Origin of the sequence: Salinibacterium sp. SWN139, from assembly GCF_015864625.1 — a bacterium.
GTDB lineage: Bacteria > Actinomycetota > Actinomycetes > Actinomycetales > Microbacteriaceae > Rhodoglobus.
Genome location: NZ_JADYWV010000001.1, coordinates 404,273 through 418,961, shown reverse-complemented (window position 1 = coordinate 418,961; position 14,689 = coordinate 404,273). Strand labels below are relative to the sequence as shown.

General features: G+C 60.9%; 14 protein-coding genes. All 14 read right to left on the bottom strand.

Annotation, left to right across the window (positions count from 1 at the left end):
* Positions 1–39 precede the first annotated feature (39 nt).
* The 14 genes from I6E74_RS01990 to dnaK all read right to left on the bottom strand — a co-directional run bounded on the left by I6E74_RS01990 (position 40) and on the right by dnaK (position 14,588).
* Positions 40–525 carry a DUF6153 family protein gene (locus I6E74_RS01990; RefSeq protein ID WP_197122545.1) on the bottom strand — a complete coding sequence of 162 codons (486 nt, stop codon included), beginning with the start codon at positions 523–525 and terminating at the stop codon, positions 40–42.
* Positions 526–679: 154 nt separating this feature from the next.
* Entirely contained in the window at positions 680–2,005 is a 1,326-nt protein-coding gene (locus I6E74_RS01985) for an aspartate aminotransferase family protein (protein WP_197122544.1), read from the bottom strand.
* A gap of 150 nt (positions 2,006–2,155) precedes the next feature.
* Positions 2,156–3,298: an ABC transporter substrate-binding protein gene (locus tag I6E74_RS01980; RefSeq protein WP_197122542.1), complete on the bottom strand. Its 1,143-nt coding sequence runs from the start codon at positions 3,296–3,298 to the stop codon at positions 2,156–2,158.
* Between the two features lie 90 nt (positions 3,299–3,388).
* A complete protein-coding gene (locus I6E74_RS01975) occupies positions 3,389–4,234 on the bottom strand; it encodes an ABC transporter permease (RefSeq protein ID WP_197122541.1) in 846 nt (281 codons plus the stop codon).
* Positions 4,231–5,124: an ABC transporter ATP-binding protein gene (locus I6E74_RS01970; RefSeq protein ID WP_197122539.1), complete on the bottom strand. Its 894-nt coding sequence runs from the start codon at positions 5,122–5,124 to the stop codon at positions 4,231–4,233. Before I6E74_RS01970 ends, I6E74_RS01975 begins: the two co-directional genes overlap by 4 nt.
* Entirely contained in the window at positions 5,121–6,074 is a 954-nt protein-coding gene (locus I6E74_RS01965) for an ABC transporter permease (RefSeq protein ID WP_197122537.1), read from the bottom strand. Before I6E74_RS01965 ends, I6E74_RS01970 begins: the two co-directional genes overlap by 4 nt.
* A gap of 4 nt (positions 6,075–6,078) precedes the next feature.
* A complete protein-coding gene (locus tag I6E74_RS01960; RefSeq protein ID WP_197122535.1) occupies positions 6,079–7,095 on the bottom strand; it encodes a TIGR03842 family LLM class F420-dependent oxidoreductase in 1,017 nt (338 codons plus the stop codon).
* An 81-nt stretch (positions 7,096–7,176) separates the two neighbouring features.
* A complete protein-coding gene (gene hydA / locus I6E74_RS01955) occupies positions 7,177–8,640 on the bottom strand; it encodes a dihydropyrimidinase (protein WP_197122534.1) in 1,464 nt (487 codons plus the stop codon).
* A 74-nt stretch (positions 8,641–8,714) separates the two neighbouring features.
* Positions 8,715–9,560 carry a nitrilase-related carbon-nitrogen hydrolase gene (locus I6E74_RS01950; RefSeq protein ID WP_129072489.1) on the bottom strand — a complete coding sequence of 282 codons (846 nt, stop codon included), beginning with the start codon at positions 9,558–9,560 and terminating at the stop codon, positions 8,715–8,717.
* Positions 9,561–9,801: 241 nt separating this feature from the next.
* Positions 9,802–10,587: a YqjF family protein gene (locus tag I6E74_RS01945; protein WP_197122532.1), complete on the bottom strand. Its 786-nt coding sequence runs from the start codon at positions 10,585–10,587 to the stop codon at positions 9,802–9,804.
* A gap of 13 nt (positions 10,588–10,600) precedes the next feature.
* On the bottom strand, positions 10,601–11,035 hold the full coding sequence (locus I6E74_RS01940) for a heat shock protein transcriptional repressor HspR (RefSeq protein ID WP_197122530.1): 435 nt from the start codon (positions 11,033–11,035) through the stop codon (positions 10,601–10,603).
* Positions 11,036–11,040: 5 nt separating this feature from the next.
* Positions 11,041–12,051: a DnaJ C-terminal domain-containing protein gene (locus tag I6E74_RS01935; RefSeq protein ID WP_197122528.1), complete on the bottom strand. Its 1,011-nt coding sequence runs from the start codon at positions 12,049–12,051 to the stop codon at positions 11,041–11,043.
* A 17-nt stretch (positions 12,052–12,068) separates the two neighbouring features.
* The gene (locus I6E74_RS01930; RefSeq protein WP_231604450.1) at positions 12,069–12,719 is read right to left on the bottom strand and encodes a nucleotide exchange factor GrpE; all 651 of its coding nucleotides are present in this window, start codon (positions 12,717–12,719) and stop codon (positions 12,069–12,071) included.
* The gene (gene dnaK, locus I6E74_RS01925) at positions 12,720–14,588 is read right to left on the bottom strand and encodes a molecular chaperone DnaK (protein WP_197122525.1); all 1,869 of its coding nucleotides are present in this window, start codon (positions 14,586–14,588) and stop codon (positions 12,720–12,722) included.
* Between the last annotated feature and the right edge of the window lie 101 nt (positions 14,589–14,689).

Below are 14,689 nucleotides of genomic sequence, written 5' to 3'. Positions count from 1 at the left end.
ACGCCAGGACGCGTCGACCCTGAGTCGACAGAGCGTTTCCTAGGTTCGACTAATGCAGAGAGTGGCGAGATCCGGGCGCGGCGCGACAGCGCGAGCCCACCGAGCGACGAGCACCGCAAGCAACGACCACTGGCTGAGGAAACTGCCCCAGCCTCGAATCACAGCAGGCGCGGCCAGAAGGAGCGCGACGGTCAGCAGTGCGAGCACACACCACATGAGATTCATGGATGCCTCGCCCCCGCATCCGGAACAATCGAGTGCCGTAAGGGCGGCGCCAGTCGGCGCTGCTTCCGTTGCGGCACCGTCGCCCATAGACATCGTGGCCGCCATCGTCATCTCGGAATGCGAGCCGGACGACACGAGCGAATGCATCGCCACAATGCCGGTGATGAGCGCCAGCGCGAGGAACGTCATCGCCACGAGCTGCCACGACGCTCGCAGCAGACAAGAAACGGAGTTACCCGCGCGCCGTGCGGGCGCAGTGTCGACGCGACGATGTGCTCGTTCTTCGGCGACGGGGGTCATGGCTCAAACTTTTCTCAGAGGGTAAATCTGGGGCGGTGCTGCCCTGAGTGTGATCCATTCCCCTGTGCACTTGCCGAAAAACGCGCGATGATGTGGCCGCGTCTCACCCCAGCGAAAGACTCCTGCCTCAGCCGGCCCCCAACGCCGCTGCTAGCTAGGCCAGCTCGGCCGTCAGCACCGCATCGTAAATCTCCATCGCCTCAGCGATTTCGTCGGGCGTAACTACGCACGGTGGCAGCACCTGGATGCGGTTTTCGGTCACGAAAGGCAGCAAGCCACGCTCCACCAGGCCAGCGCGAATGCGCCCCATCGTTGCAGCCGGCACTGGTTCACGAGTGCCCCGGTCGGTCACGAGTTCGATCGCCCAGAACACTCCGCGACCGCGCACTTCACCGATAGACGGATGACGTTCGGCGAGCGCGTTCAAGGCCGGGCCAATGTGGTTCTCCCCGATATCGCGCACGTGCTCAAGCACGCCTTCGGAGGCGATCGTGTCGAGCGACGCCACAACGGTGGCGGCGGCCAGCGGATGCCCCGAATACGTTAACCCGCCGGGGAACACCCGGTCGTTGAAGAACGCTGCAATCGGGTCGTCGATGATCACGCCGCCGACGGGAACGTAGCCCGAGTTCACTCCCTTGGCGAAGGTGATGAGGTCGGGCCGCACGTCGAAGGCATCGAACGCGAACCACTCACCGGTGCGCCCAAATCCGCACATCACTTCGTCGAAGATCAGCAGAATGCCGTGCTGATCACACAGTTCGCGCACGCCAGCGAGGTAGCCAGCCGGCGGCACCAGAATGCCCGGAGTTCCCGGAATCGGCTCCAAAAGCACGGCAGCGATTGTCTCCGCGCCCTCCGCTTCGATCACGCGCCGCAGATGCTGCAGTGCACGTTCGCTCTCCTGCTCGGGCGTCGTCGCCCAGAACTCGGAGCGGTACAGGTACGGACCAAAGAAGTGCACATGCCCGCGCGCGAACTCGTTCGGGATACGGCGCGGATCCCCCGTGGCCACAATGCTGCTGCCGGTGTTGCCATGATACGAACGATACGCCGAAAGAATCTTGTCGCGCCCGGTGTAGAGCCGCGCCATCCGCATCGCATTCTCGTTGGCGTCGGAGCCACCGTTCGTGAAGAACACGCGATTGAAGCCCTCGGGGGCGATCGCTGCCAAACGCTTGGCGGCCTCACCGCGCGTCACGTTGGCCGTCGGCGGCGAGATCGTCGCGAGCAGCTGAGACTGCACCCGGATAGCTTCGAGCAGGGCCGGATGCTGGTGCCCCAAATTCACGTTGACGTGCTGGCTAGAAAAGTCGAGATATTCATTCCCGGCGTGATCCCACACGCGGGTGCCGAGCCCACTCTTGATGCTCACGGCGGAAGCATGGGCAGGAGTCTGCGCCGACCACGAATGAAAGATGTGGGCCTGGTCGAGTTCGAGCGCGTACGCGTCGAGGTCTCGGGAGTCGTGCTCGGTCATGGCGCTGGCCCTTCAGAGTGATTACGCGGTGCTGACATGAAACTGGTACTGCGAGTGTCGCTCGGTGGCAAGTGATGCCGTGCAACAACGAAACGAATGCCGCCCTCACAAGCGTAAGGGCGGCATCCGTCTAGCGGTTATTCAGTGTGACTAGTTGCCGCCCTCGAGGAGGGTGACATCGATCGGTGCGAAGCTGGAACCGGTGGTGTCAACACCCTCGGCTTCGAGCTCTTCAAGTGCCTGCATGATCCAGTCGTTCGACCATGCCGTTGCCGGCGGTGCCGTGGTGATGGGGCTTGCGCCCGTCTCGTTGACGGCGCTGATGGCGCCTTCAACGGTGCGGTCCCACGCGGCTTCATCGATGACGCCGATGCCGTTCTCGGCCGGCCAGATCAGCTTGTTCGTTTCGTTGACCATCCACAGTTCGTGGCTGGGGCCCCAACCGGAACCAGCAGCAACGGTGCCTTCGGCAGCACCTTCAGGGTTCTCAGCCGAGTAGATCCAGCCCTTAACTACAGCCTTGAGGAACTTGACCGTGGTCTCTTGGTAGTCCTCGTCGCTGTCGAGACGCTCGGTGTCAGCCCAGATTGCATCCTGGAGCATGGCGCCAACGGTGTCTTCGTAGCTGATGACGTTGAAGTCAGAGGGCTGGTAGAGCTCTCCGGTGTCGGGGTCGGTCGACTCGAGCAGCTGAGCGTACTCGTTGTACGTCATGGCCTGCGCGGCGTCGATGTCACCCTGCAGGAAGGCGTTCATGTTGAAGTCCTGCGTAATGATTTGCACGGTGGAGGAGTCGAGGCCTTCCGCAGCCATTGCTGCGAAGATTTCCCACTCGTTTCCGAAGCCCCACGAACCGATCTTCTTGCCTTCGAAGTCGGCGACCGAGTCAATACCCGAGTCAGCCCACGACACCTGAAGGGTGCCCGACTTCTGGAAGATCTGAGCGATATCGGTGAGGTTGGCGCCCTGTTCGATGGAACCCAAAACCTTGGGAACCCACGCTACGGCGTAGTCAACGTCGCCGTTGGCGAGAGCGTCTTGCGGAACGATGTCGCCGCCCGACGGGATGATTTCTACGTCAAGACCTTCCTCTTCAAAGTAGCCCTGATCGGCGGCGGCAAAGTAGCCAGCGAACTGCCCCTGAGGCAGCCACTGGAGCTGGAGCTTCACTTCAGTGAGCGCTTCCCCAGATTCTGTGGTGGGCTCTTCGGCGGTGGAGCATGCTGCGAGGAGGACCGCTGCCGTTACGGCGAACGCTCCGGCCGCGAGTGCGCGGCGTTTGGTGAACTTCATGTCAGACCTTCCAGATTCACGGTGCAAGTGGATACTGCTGGTAGAGCTGGTGGAGCGGTTATCTCCTTCCCTGTTCTGCGCGGGGTGCTGTCATCGGGAGCCCCCGGTCGGTACACGGCGCAGCACTAGTCGTTCGAGTGCGAGCGTCGCGAGGTAAAAGAGCAGACCGAGTGCGATGGATGCCCCGACATAGGCCCACGCGCGGGAATACGCGCTTGAGGCTGCCGAGGTCGCAATCAGACTGCCGAGACCGCCGCGCGGTCCACCGAAGTACTCAGCCACAAGAGCGGAGATGACGGCGAGCGACGAAGCGATACGGATGCCAGTGAGAATAAAGGGGCGGGCTGTCGGCAGTGTGAGCGAGCGCAACATCTGCCCGGAGCTTGCTGCGTAGGCCTTCATGAGGTCACGGTGCACTGGCCGCGTTTGGCGGAACCCGCGCAGGGTATTGATGAAGATGGGAACGAACGAGGCGATCGCGGCAATCGCTTGGCGACCGAACTGGCTGTCGGCCCCAAACATGGAGTTGAGCACCGGGGCCAGCGCCACGATCGGAACGACCGCGAGCGCAGCAATGATCGGTGCACTCATCTGGTCTGCGATGCGCCACCGTGCGGCGACCGCAGCGAGAATGATTCCGAGCAGCGAACCAACGAGCAGACCCAGCAGGCTGTTCGTTCCGGTGAGCACCGTTGCCGAGACGACGGCTGGCCAGTACGCGACCAGTTCCGCCATGATCGAAGTCGGGCTCGGCAGCAGGTAGTCGGAGACGCCACCAACGGTGACGAGAAACTGCCAGATGGCGAGCACGATGATACCGAGCGTGACGGGGGCAACCACGCGAAGGATCGACTCCGTTCGCGGGCTCCAGTCTTTGCTGCGGGTGGCTCCGGTTCCGGCGCCAATGATCGCGTTGGCTGTCGTGTTCGTCGTCATCGGGTGTCCACTCCCCGGGCGGCGCGCGGTGCGGGGTTTTCCCCATCCGAGGCTCCGCCGTGCAGTGCTTCACGCACTTCGGTCACCATTTCGAAGAACGAGGATGCTTCGCGCAGGTCGTCGTCGCGTTCTTCGCGACCCTCGGCAGCATCCAATCGCATCGGGATGATGTCGCTGATTCGTCCCGGACGCGGCGACATCACGACGACGCGGTCAGACAAGAACACGGCTTCAGGAATCGAGTGGGTCACGAAGACCACAGCAGCTCCCGTGTCAGCGGCGATGCGCACGAGGTCGGTCTGCATCTTCTCACGGGTCATCTCGTCGAGGGCGCCGAATGGTTCATCCATCAGCAGCAGTCGTGGTTGCTCTGCCAGCGAGCGGGCAATCGCCACACGCTGCTGCATGCCACCCGACAGCTGGTCGGGAAAACGATCAGCAAATTCGGTGAGGCCGACCATTTCGAGCAGGTCAGCAACGCGAGTGCGCCGAGCAGCGGATGCCACCCCGTGCAGTTCAAGCGGAAGCGCAACGTTCGCGGCAACCGTGCGCCACGGCAAAAGCCCGGCCTGCTGAAAAGCGATGCCATAGTCCTGGTCGAGGCGAGCTTGCGTAGCGGTCTTACCGAACACGGTCAGTTCGCCCGAGGTCGGAACATCGAGGTCAGCAATGAGCCTCATGAGCGTTGACTTGCCACAGCCCGACGGCCCGATGAGCGAGACAAATTCGCCGGCCTCAACAGTGAGGTCGATTCCTTCGAGCGCATGAACGATGCCCGAGGCGGTCTGGAACTGCTTGTTGAGTCCGCGAACTTCCACGGCGGCGTCGGCGCCAGCAGCGCCAGTCATCGTCTCTGCAGCGGAAGTGGTGGTCGGGATCTGGTCGCTCATGCGGCCTCCTCGGTTCGTCTGTAGTCCTTGAGAATCATGCCGAGCAGCGCAACGGAACCGGCGGCCACAAGGCCGAGCACGATTGCGCCGAAGATGGGGCCCCACGCCTTCGAGGGGTCTCCCGATGCTTGACCGGCAAATTGAATGAGCAAGCGTCCGATGCCGCCCTGAAGTCCTGTGGATACTTCGGCAACAACCGCGCCGATGACAGCGTTCGCTGCTCCGAGTCGCAGCGCAGGCAGAAGGTATGGAACGGCGGCGGGCAAGCGCAGTCGCACGAGCGTCGGCCAGTAGCCAGCGGCATACGTGTCGAAGAGCTCAACGTGGATGCGGTCGGGAGACTGCAGTCCCTTGAGCGCGCCAACGGTGATGGGGAAGAACGCCAGGTAGCTCGCAATGAGCGCCACCGACATCCAGTCTTGCCATTCGAAGGAGCCGATCTCGACTCGCGAGCCCCAGCTTTTGACGATGGGCGCGAAGGCGATGAGCGGCACGGTTTGGCTGATGACGATCCAGGGAAGCAGACCGAATTCGGCGAGACGCCAGCGTTGCATGAGGAGCGCAAAAACGACTCCCACGATCACTCCGACAGCCCAGCCGGCGGCAGCGATCCCGAGTGTCATGAGCGAGGCAAGCGCCACAACTGCCCAGAGGGGAAGCGCCCCATCTGCTCGCGTGACGGGCTCTGCGAGTCGCGTCAGCATGTCCCACAGGTGGGGCATGGCAAGGTCGGTGGTGCGCGGAAGTACACGCAGTTCGCCGATGAGCACACCGTTGTCGGGGCCGAAGAACTTGTAGCCCTCCCAGATCAACGCGATGAGCACGACGCCGGCGATTCCCCACAAGAAACCGCCGAACAGCCGAGTGCGCGCGGGGTTAGCCACCGCACCCGACTGGTTCGCAGGGCGGACGGCAACCTCCCCACGCTGATCGTTTCGGGTTGCCGTCATCGGGTTAGGCCTTCGCCGTCACTGTTTCGGTGAGGGCCGGGATTACCGTCTCGCCGTAGACCCGCATGGTCTCTTCTTTGTTGTCGTGCTGCAGGTAACCGGCGAACTGATCGACACCGAGTTCGCGCAACTTCTCGAGCTTCTCGATGTGCTCCTCGGCGGTTCCCATGACGCAGAACCGATCGACGATCTCGTCGGGCACAAACGCCGCGTGCGTGTTGCCCGCTTGGCCGTGCTGGTTGTAGTCGTAGCCTTCACGCTTTTCGATGTAGTCGGTGAGCGCCTTCGGCACGTCTCCGTCAGAGCCGTACTTCTTCACGATGTCGGCCACGTGGTTTCCCACCATGCCTCCGAACCAGCGGCACTGGTCGCGCATGTGCTCCCAGTCATCACCGATGTACATCGGCGCGGCAACGCAGAACTTGATCGACATCGGGTCGCGACCGACAGCCTCAGCGGCGTCGCGCACCTTCTTGATCATCCAGGCGGCAATATCGAGGTCAGCGAGCTGCAAGATAAAGCCGTCGCCGACTTCACCGGTGAGCTTGAGCGCGAGCGGGCCATAGGCTGCAACCCACATCTCGAGCTCAGAACCCTTGCTCCACGGCAGCTGCAACTGCGCTCCGCCATATTCGACCGAACGCGAGTTAGCGAGTTCACGGATGACGTGAATCGACTCCCGCAGATCCTTCAGCGTTGTCGGCTTGCCGTTGGTCACGCGCACAGCGGAGTCGCCGCGGCCAATGCCACAGACGGTGCGGTTGCCGTACATCTCGTTGAGCGTGGCGTAGGTCGAAGCCGTGACGGTCCAGTCGCGGGTGGCCGGGTTCGTGACCATCGGGCCGACGATGACCTTGCGCGTCTCGGCCAAAATCTGGCTGTAGATCACATAGGGCTCTTGCCACAGGATGTGTGAATCGAACGTCCAGACGTAGGTGAAGCCATGCGCCTCTGCAAGCTTCGCTAGTTGGACCGTACGTGCTGACGGCGGGTTGGTCTGAAGTACTGCTCCGAAGTCCATGGGGCTCCTCATTCGTGGTGGAAAGTCGTTTAAAGTGCAGTATCCGCTGGTGGTAGCCAGCGGATGCTGCAGCGAGACCGTTTAGGTCAGGTACTGAGTGAGGCCGCGCTTCATGAAGCGGCCATCGCCCTTCGCGCCGAGGTACTGATCGTCGTCGATGATGACCTTGCCGCGCGAGAGAACGGTGTCCACGTGGCCGTCTATCTCGAAGCCCTCCCAGGCTGCGTGGTCCATGTTCATGTGGTGCTTCTTGCCGGTGGGGTTTCCGTTTTCATCAACGGGCATACCAATCGACGTGTGGCCGTTGGGGTCGTACACCACGATGTCGGCGTCGGCGCCTGGCTGAATGACGCCCTTGCGGCCGTACACACCAAACATGCGCGCGGGGGTGGTGCTCGTAAGCTCAACCCAACGCTCGAGCGTGATCTCACCGGTGACAACACCTTGATACATGAGGTCCATGCGGTGCTCGACGGTGCCGATCCCGTTCGGAATCTTGCGGAAGTCGCCGAGTCCCAGCTCTTTCTGGTCTTTCATGCAGAACGGGCAGTGGTCGGTGGAAACCATCTGCACATCGTTAGTGCGCAGCGACTGCCACATGGCATCCTGATGTCCCTCTTCGCGTGAACGAATCGGAGTCGAGCACACCCACTTGGCGCCTTCGAAGTGACCGTACTGCTCACTCTGAGCACCCAGCTGTTCTTCAAGACTCAGGTAGAGATACTGCGGGCAGGTTTCGGCGAAGACGTTCTGGCCACGGTCGCGAGCGCCGGCGATCTGTTCGACCGCTTGCTTTGCGCTGACGTGAACGATGTAGAGCGGGGCACCGGTGAGCTTCGCGAGCATGATCGCTCGGTGCGTCGCTTCCTCTTCCATTTCCCAGGCACGAGCGACACCGTGATAGTACGGGTCAGTCTTGCCCTGTTCGATGAGCTGCTCGGCGAGAACGTCAATGACGGGACCATTCTCGGCATGCATCATCGTCATCAGGCCGGTGTCGCGCGACACCTGCATAGCCTTCAGAATTTGTGCATCATCCGAGTAAAAAACGCCCGGGTACGCCATGAACATCTTGAAGCTCGTGATGCCCTCATCTGGCAGCTTTTCCATCGCCTTGAGCGACTCAGCGTTGACGTCGCCGACGATCTGGTGAAAGCCGTAGTCGATGGCGCAGTTGCCGGCAGCTTTGCCATGCCACGCGGCGAGCGAGTCCTGAAGACGCTCCCCATAGGTCTGCACAGCGAAGTCGATGATCGATGTCGTGCCGCCCCACGCCGCAGCGCGAGTGCCCGTCTCGAAGGTATCGATTGCCGCGGTGCCACCGAAGGGCAGCTCCATATGCGTATGCGCGTCGATGCCGCCGGGAATGACGTACTTTCCCGTGGCATCAATGACGTTGTCGACGGATGCCGCAATGTCAGTTCCAAAAAGCGTGCTGCCTGGTGACAGCACTGCCTTGATTACTTCGCCGTCGATCAGGACGTCTGCTGGGGCGCGCCCCGTTGAGCTGACGACCGTACCGCCGGAAATGAGAGTGGTGGCCATGATTCGCTCCTCTGCGATGTCGTGTGCCTACTGTTCCCCGGGCACCAAAACAACCTGGGGGTTGAAGTTATGGCTTATTTAGGGATCGACAGGTACGCGTCGGGGCGACGGTCACGGTAGAACTGCCAGTCGTCGCGCATCTCCTGCACGAGGTCCATGTCGAGATCGCGAATCATGATCTCTTCATCGGTGCCTGAGCCACGTTCGCCCACGAAGTTTCCGCGGGGGTCGATGACCTGGCTGGTGCCGTAGAAGTCAACGGCTTCGTCGCCGTACTCGTTGTCTTCGAGGCCGACACGGTTGGGCTGAAGTACGAAGTAGCCGTTGGCCACTGCTGCTGCGGGGCCTTCGACCTCCCAGAGACGGTTGGAGAGGCCGGGCTTCGTCGCGTTGGGGTTGAAGACGATCTCGGCGCCGTTCAAGCCCAGTTCGCGCCATCCCTCGGGGAAGTGGCGGTCGTAACAGATGTGAACGCCCACCTTGCCGACGGCGGTGTTGAACATCGGGAAGCCCAAGTTGCCGGGCGTGAAGTAGAACTTCTCCCAGAACTTGTCGAGGTGAGGGATGTGGTGCTTGCGGTACGAACCGAGGTTCGTGCCATCCGAATCAACAACGACGGCGGTGTTGTAATACACACCCGTCATCGCTTCTTCATAGATCGGCAGAATCATGACCATGTCGAGCTCTTTAGCCAGGGCTTGGAAGCGCGTAACGATCGGGCCATCAACAGGCTCGGCGTAACGGTAATACTTCTTGTCCTGAGTGATCCCAAAATACGGACCGTAGAAAAGCTCTTGGAAGCAGATGATCTGGGCGCCTTGCGCCTTCGCATCCCGAGCGAACTGCTCGTGCTTGTCGAGCATCGACTCTTTGTCGCCCGTCCAAGTGGTCTGTGTGATTGCTGCGCGAACTGTCGTCATGGTGCCTCCTGCGTTATTCGGCGTCGTTGCCTGCGGCGATAAACCGAGAAAATGACGCGCGAACGGGAACTATCCCCGTGCCCTTATTCTCTAGGTTCATCGTTTCAATCGTGTTGTGCTTGTGTGACGGTGTGGTTACTCATCATGTCCCTGTCGAGAGCAAGAGGCAATGCTCATTTGTGCTGATGAGACCATGTTGCACAAAATTGTCTATACAATTCCACAATATTTCTGCAAATACCTACGCAGAAGGCGCGGATGTCCAGATTGCACTCGGTCGAGGCTGGCGCGCAAGGGCCGGCTGACGTGGTGCCGCAAACACCGTCGTAACATCGCTCGCGTACATCACCGAGTCGGGAACGCGATCGGCTAGACCCTCAAAGCCCGCAGCGGCGAGCAAACCATCATCGAGGTAGACCAGTTCGGCCGGTTGCAACGGCCACGGTTCGTGGTGGTTGCGCGAGTAGATCGTGCGTCCACGATGAGTTTCGTGAAACCCCCACCGCGCGGTCAAGAACGTTGCCAGAGGGTCAGCCGCGAGCGCAACGCTCGCCGCCGGGTCAGCTACCGGCTTCACGATGATGTGGGATGCCGCATCCGGTCGTCCGTGACGTTTCGTTTTGTAGGCAATCTGTCCGTCTCGCTGCCCGATCTTCATCGATGCCCACTGGTACGGCAGGCCAAAAGCAAGCCGCGCGGTGAGCACTGGAATCAGGTGCGACGCCTCGAGGGAAAGGAAGACCACTCCGCGTCGTCCATGGGCATCAACAGAGTAGAGGCGCACGTTGACTTCGGGAAAGTCGCCGAGCCACGGGATGCGGGGGCCACCAAAGAACGAACTTTGCGACATTTGAAAGGCGATGAGTCCCACCCACGTGCTGCCGTTGAGCGTGTCGGGACGGCATCCCTCCGGCAGCAGCGGAGCCACCATGGCCGGATCAACCTGCCAGTGCAAGAATGTCACCTCGCTCCAGCGCTGCCGCAAGATGGGGGAACCGCCGAGTGGTGGAGCTTCACGGATCATCATCGGGTGCTCACGATCACCACGGAAGTTGGTTATCGCGCCGCAGGAAAGGTCGCCACAGTTCGACCTGGTCGGCGCGTTCGGCGCGGGTTCCCGCTTTGAGCGAGATCACCTCACCAGCAGAACCGGCGGCGAAGACGCGGCGGCCGGGCTTCGAAAGGAGTTCATCAGCAAGCGCCGCTTCGAGTTCGCGAACGCGCGTGCTGAGTTCCGTCACTTGATTCTCAAGATCGAGGATTCGTTTGATGCCTTCAAGGTTGAGACCTTCAGCACTGAGGGCTGCGATCTCGCGCAACTGCATCACGTCGCGCATGGAGTAGCGCCGCGAACGACCGCTGGTTCTCGTGGGAGACACGAGACCCAGACGGTCGTACTGTCGCAGCGTCTGCGGATGCATGCCCGCCAACTCCGCCGCAACGGCGATAGCAAAGGCGGGGCTCAGCTCATCCATGACTATTAGCTCCTGGCTCTAGCAATCAGATCGTCCCGCGGGTTTTCTGCGGGCATCGCTTCAGCAAAGGCCTTGAGGTGCTTGAGCGCGGCATCCGGAACGTGACTAGGCACGGCCACTTGCACTTCGGCAAGCAGGTCTCCAGTTGCCTTCGTCGTAGCGACCCCGCGACCTTTTACGCGCAATACTCGCCCGCTCGGGGTTCCCGGCGCAACTTTCAGCTTCACCGGTGCACCGCTCAGCGTCGGCACCTCAATAGTGGCGCCGAGCACAGCTTCTGCAAACGTCACGGGCACGACAACCCGAAGGTTGTTGCCGTCACGTTCGAACACCGGATGCTTGCGCACAGCGACTGTGAGCACCAGGTCGCCAGCGGGGCCACCATTGGGGCTCGCCTCGCCTTTGCCCTTGAGGCGGATCTTCTGACCGTCGCTGACTCCCGCAGGAATCTTGACGTTCATCGGACGACCGCCGGCTGGCTGGAGCTTGATCGTTTCGCCGTTAATCGCGGTCGCAAAATCTAGCGTCGTATTTGCTGCCAAATCGCGGCCCTTTGCGGGGCCACCCCGGAATCCGGGGCCACCACCGGGACCGGCTTGACCGCCGAACATGCCACCAAGAAGGTCTTCGAAGCTCGCGCTCGACTGACCTCCCCCATAGCCCTGACCGCCGCCATAACTTTGGCCGCCATAACTCTGGCCACCGCCAAACATCCCGCCAAAGACATCCTCGAAGCCGCCGGCCTGACCGCCTTGGCCGCCCGCTTGGAAGCGAGCGCCCGAGCCCATGGCACGAACCTGATCGTATTCTTTGCGCGTTTCAGGATCAGAAAGCACGGAGTGCGCTTCACTAATTTCCTTGAAGCGCTCTTCGGCTTTCGGATCTCCCGGGTTCGAATCCGGGTGAAACTTACGCGCGAGTTTGCGATAGGTCTTTTTCAACTCGGCCTCGGAGATATCTTTCGATACTCCAAGCACCTTGTAGAAGTCCTTATCGAACCAATCTTGGCTAGCCACTACACGCCACCCCCGACCTAATCAGTGGGGCCGGAGACAGCAACCTTCGCGGCACGAACAACGCGCTCACCAAGAATGTAGCCCGGCTCAACGACATCAGCGATCGTGTTCTCGGTCGCCTCAGGATCGTTCAAATGAACAACAGCCTCGTGGAACGCAGGATCAAAGACTTCGCCCTTTTCGCCGATCTTGCGCAAGCCGAAGCGCTCAAAACTTGAGTTGATCTTCTGCGCAACAAGAGCGATAGGGGTGCCTTCGATAATGTCGCCGTGTTTGTCGGCACGATCGAGATCATCGAGGGCAGGCAGCAACGACCGGATGACGTCGGCGATCACGGCTTCGCGGTTCGCTACTCGATCCCGCTCAACGCGAGTGCGGAAGTTCACCAGCTCAGCCTGGGCGCGCAACATCTGATCGCGCATCTCAGCGACGAGGTCCCGACTAGCTTCCTCAAGAAGACGCTTGTCTTCTTGACTCAACTCATCGGGGGCCTTCGTAGCGTCCGCAGCAGGCTCCTTGTCAGAGGAAGGCTGCCCCTCGGCTGCTGCAGAGTGCTCTGCAGCAGCCGAGTCGGCCGCACTCACGTCGCCGGTTTCCGGATCAACACGACTGTCGTCGTGAGTCACCGGATCCTGGTTATCGTCGTGGTCCTTGTTTTTGTCAGGCATCTACTTCTTGTCCGTGTCAGCTTCGTCTTCGTCAACAACTTCAGCGTCGACGATGTCTTCGTCAGAGCTTTCATCAGCGGTCGCGGTGTCGCCCTCTGCAGCGGCCTCAGGGTTTTCTTCCTGGTGCTTGTAGATTGCTTCGCCCAGCTTCTGCTGGCTCTCGGTGAGCTTGTCGAACGCGGTCTTGACCTCTGCTTCGTCGTCACCGGCGAGCGCAGTGTTGAGCGCGTCAACATCAGCCTGAACCTCGGTCTTCACATCTTCCGGCAGCTTCTCAGCGTTGTCGGTGATGAGCTTTCCGGTGGAGTACGCAAGCTGTTCAGCGTTGTTGCGGACCTCGGCTGCCTCACGGCGAGCCTTGTCTTCTGCAGCGTGCTCTTCACCTTCGCGAACCATGCGCTCGATGTCTTCCTTCGACAGGCTTGAACCGCCCGTGATAACCATCGACTGCTCCTTGCCAGTGCCCTTGTCCTTGGCGGACACGTGCACGATGCCGTTGGCGTCGATGTCGAAAGTAACCTCAACCTGCGGGATGCCACGAGGCGCCGGCGCGATGCCGGTGAGCTCGAACGTTCCGAGATTCTTGTTATCGCGAGTGAACTCACGCTCACCCTGGAAGACCTGAATCGACACGGAAGGCTGGTTGTCATCCGCCGTGGTGAAGGTCTCGCTGCGCTTGGTCGGGATAGCCGTGTTGCGGTCGATGAGCTTGGTCATCATTCCGCCCTTGGTCTCGATACCGAGGCTCAACGGGGTGACGTCGATGAGCAGAACGTCCTTGCGCTCGCCCTTCAGCACGCCAGCCTGAAGTGCAGCACCAACGGCTACGACCTCATCAGGGTTGACGCCCTTGTTCGGTTCTTTGCCACCGGTGAGCTTCTTGACGAGCTCAACGACGGCGGGCATACGAGTCGATCCACCCACGAGTACAACGTGTGCAACGTCGCTCAGCTTGACGCCGGCTTCCTTGATGACATCGTTGAAAGGCTTCTTGACGCGCTCGAGGAGGTCTGCGGTCAGTTCTTCGAACTTGGCGCGCGAGAGAGTCTCGTCGAGGTTGGCCGGGCCGTTCTCGGTGAGCGAGAGGTACGGAAGCTGGATGCTTGCCGTCATCTGCGACGAGAGTTCCTTCTTGGCCTGCTCGGCAGCTTCCTTGAGGCGCTGCTTCGCGATCTTGTCGCCTGAGACGTCAACACCGGTCGAGTCCTTGAAGCGCTGGATCAGGTAGTCGACAACGCGGGCATCCCAGTCGTCACCACCGAGGCGGTTGTCACCCGAGGTCGACTTGACCTGGATGGTGGAGAAGTCGTCGTCCTTGCCCACTTCGAGCAGCGAAACGTCGAACGTTCCACCACCGAGGTCGAAGACCAGGATGAGCTCGTCTTCCTTGCCCTTGTCGAGGCCGTACGCGAGTGCAGCAGCGGTGGGCTCGTTGATGATGCGCAGAACGTTGAGTCCCGCGATCTCACCGGCTTCCTTCGTCGCCTGACGCTCAGCGTCGTTGAAGTAAGCAGGAACGGTGATTACTGCGTCAGTGACGTCTTCACCCAGGTACTGTTCGGCATCGCGCTTGAGCTTGGCAAGCGTACGAGCGGAAATTTCCTGCGGGGTGTACTTCTTGTCGTCGATCTTGACGGTCCAGTCAGTACCGATGTGGCGCTTGACGGATGCGATAGTGCGATCGACGTTAGTGACGGCCTGGCGCTTAGCGGTTTCACCAACGAGGACTTCGCCATCCTTGGTGAATGCGACGACGGAAGGCGTGGTGCGCATTCCTTCGGCGTTTGCAATGACGGTGGGTTCTCCACCTTCGAGGACGGCAACTACCGAGTTGGTGGTTCCGAGGTCAATACCTACTGCTCGAGCCATGTGCTCTTACTCCTTAAGTCTCGTGAAGCACGAACTTGAGTCGCGCTGTATCAAGTTTGCTCCTGCACGCGTCGAGAGTCAAGCCGAATAGCTGAAAGTTG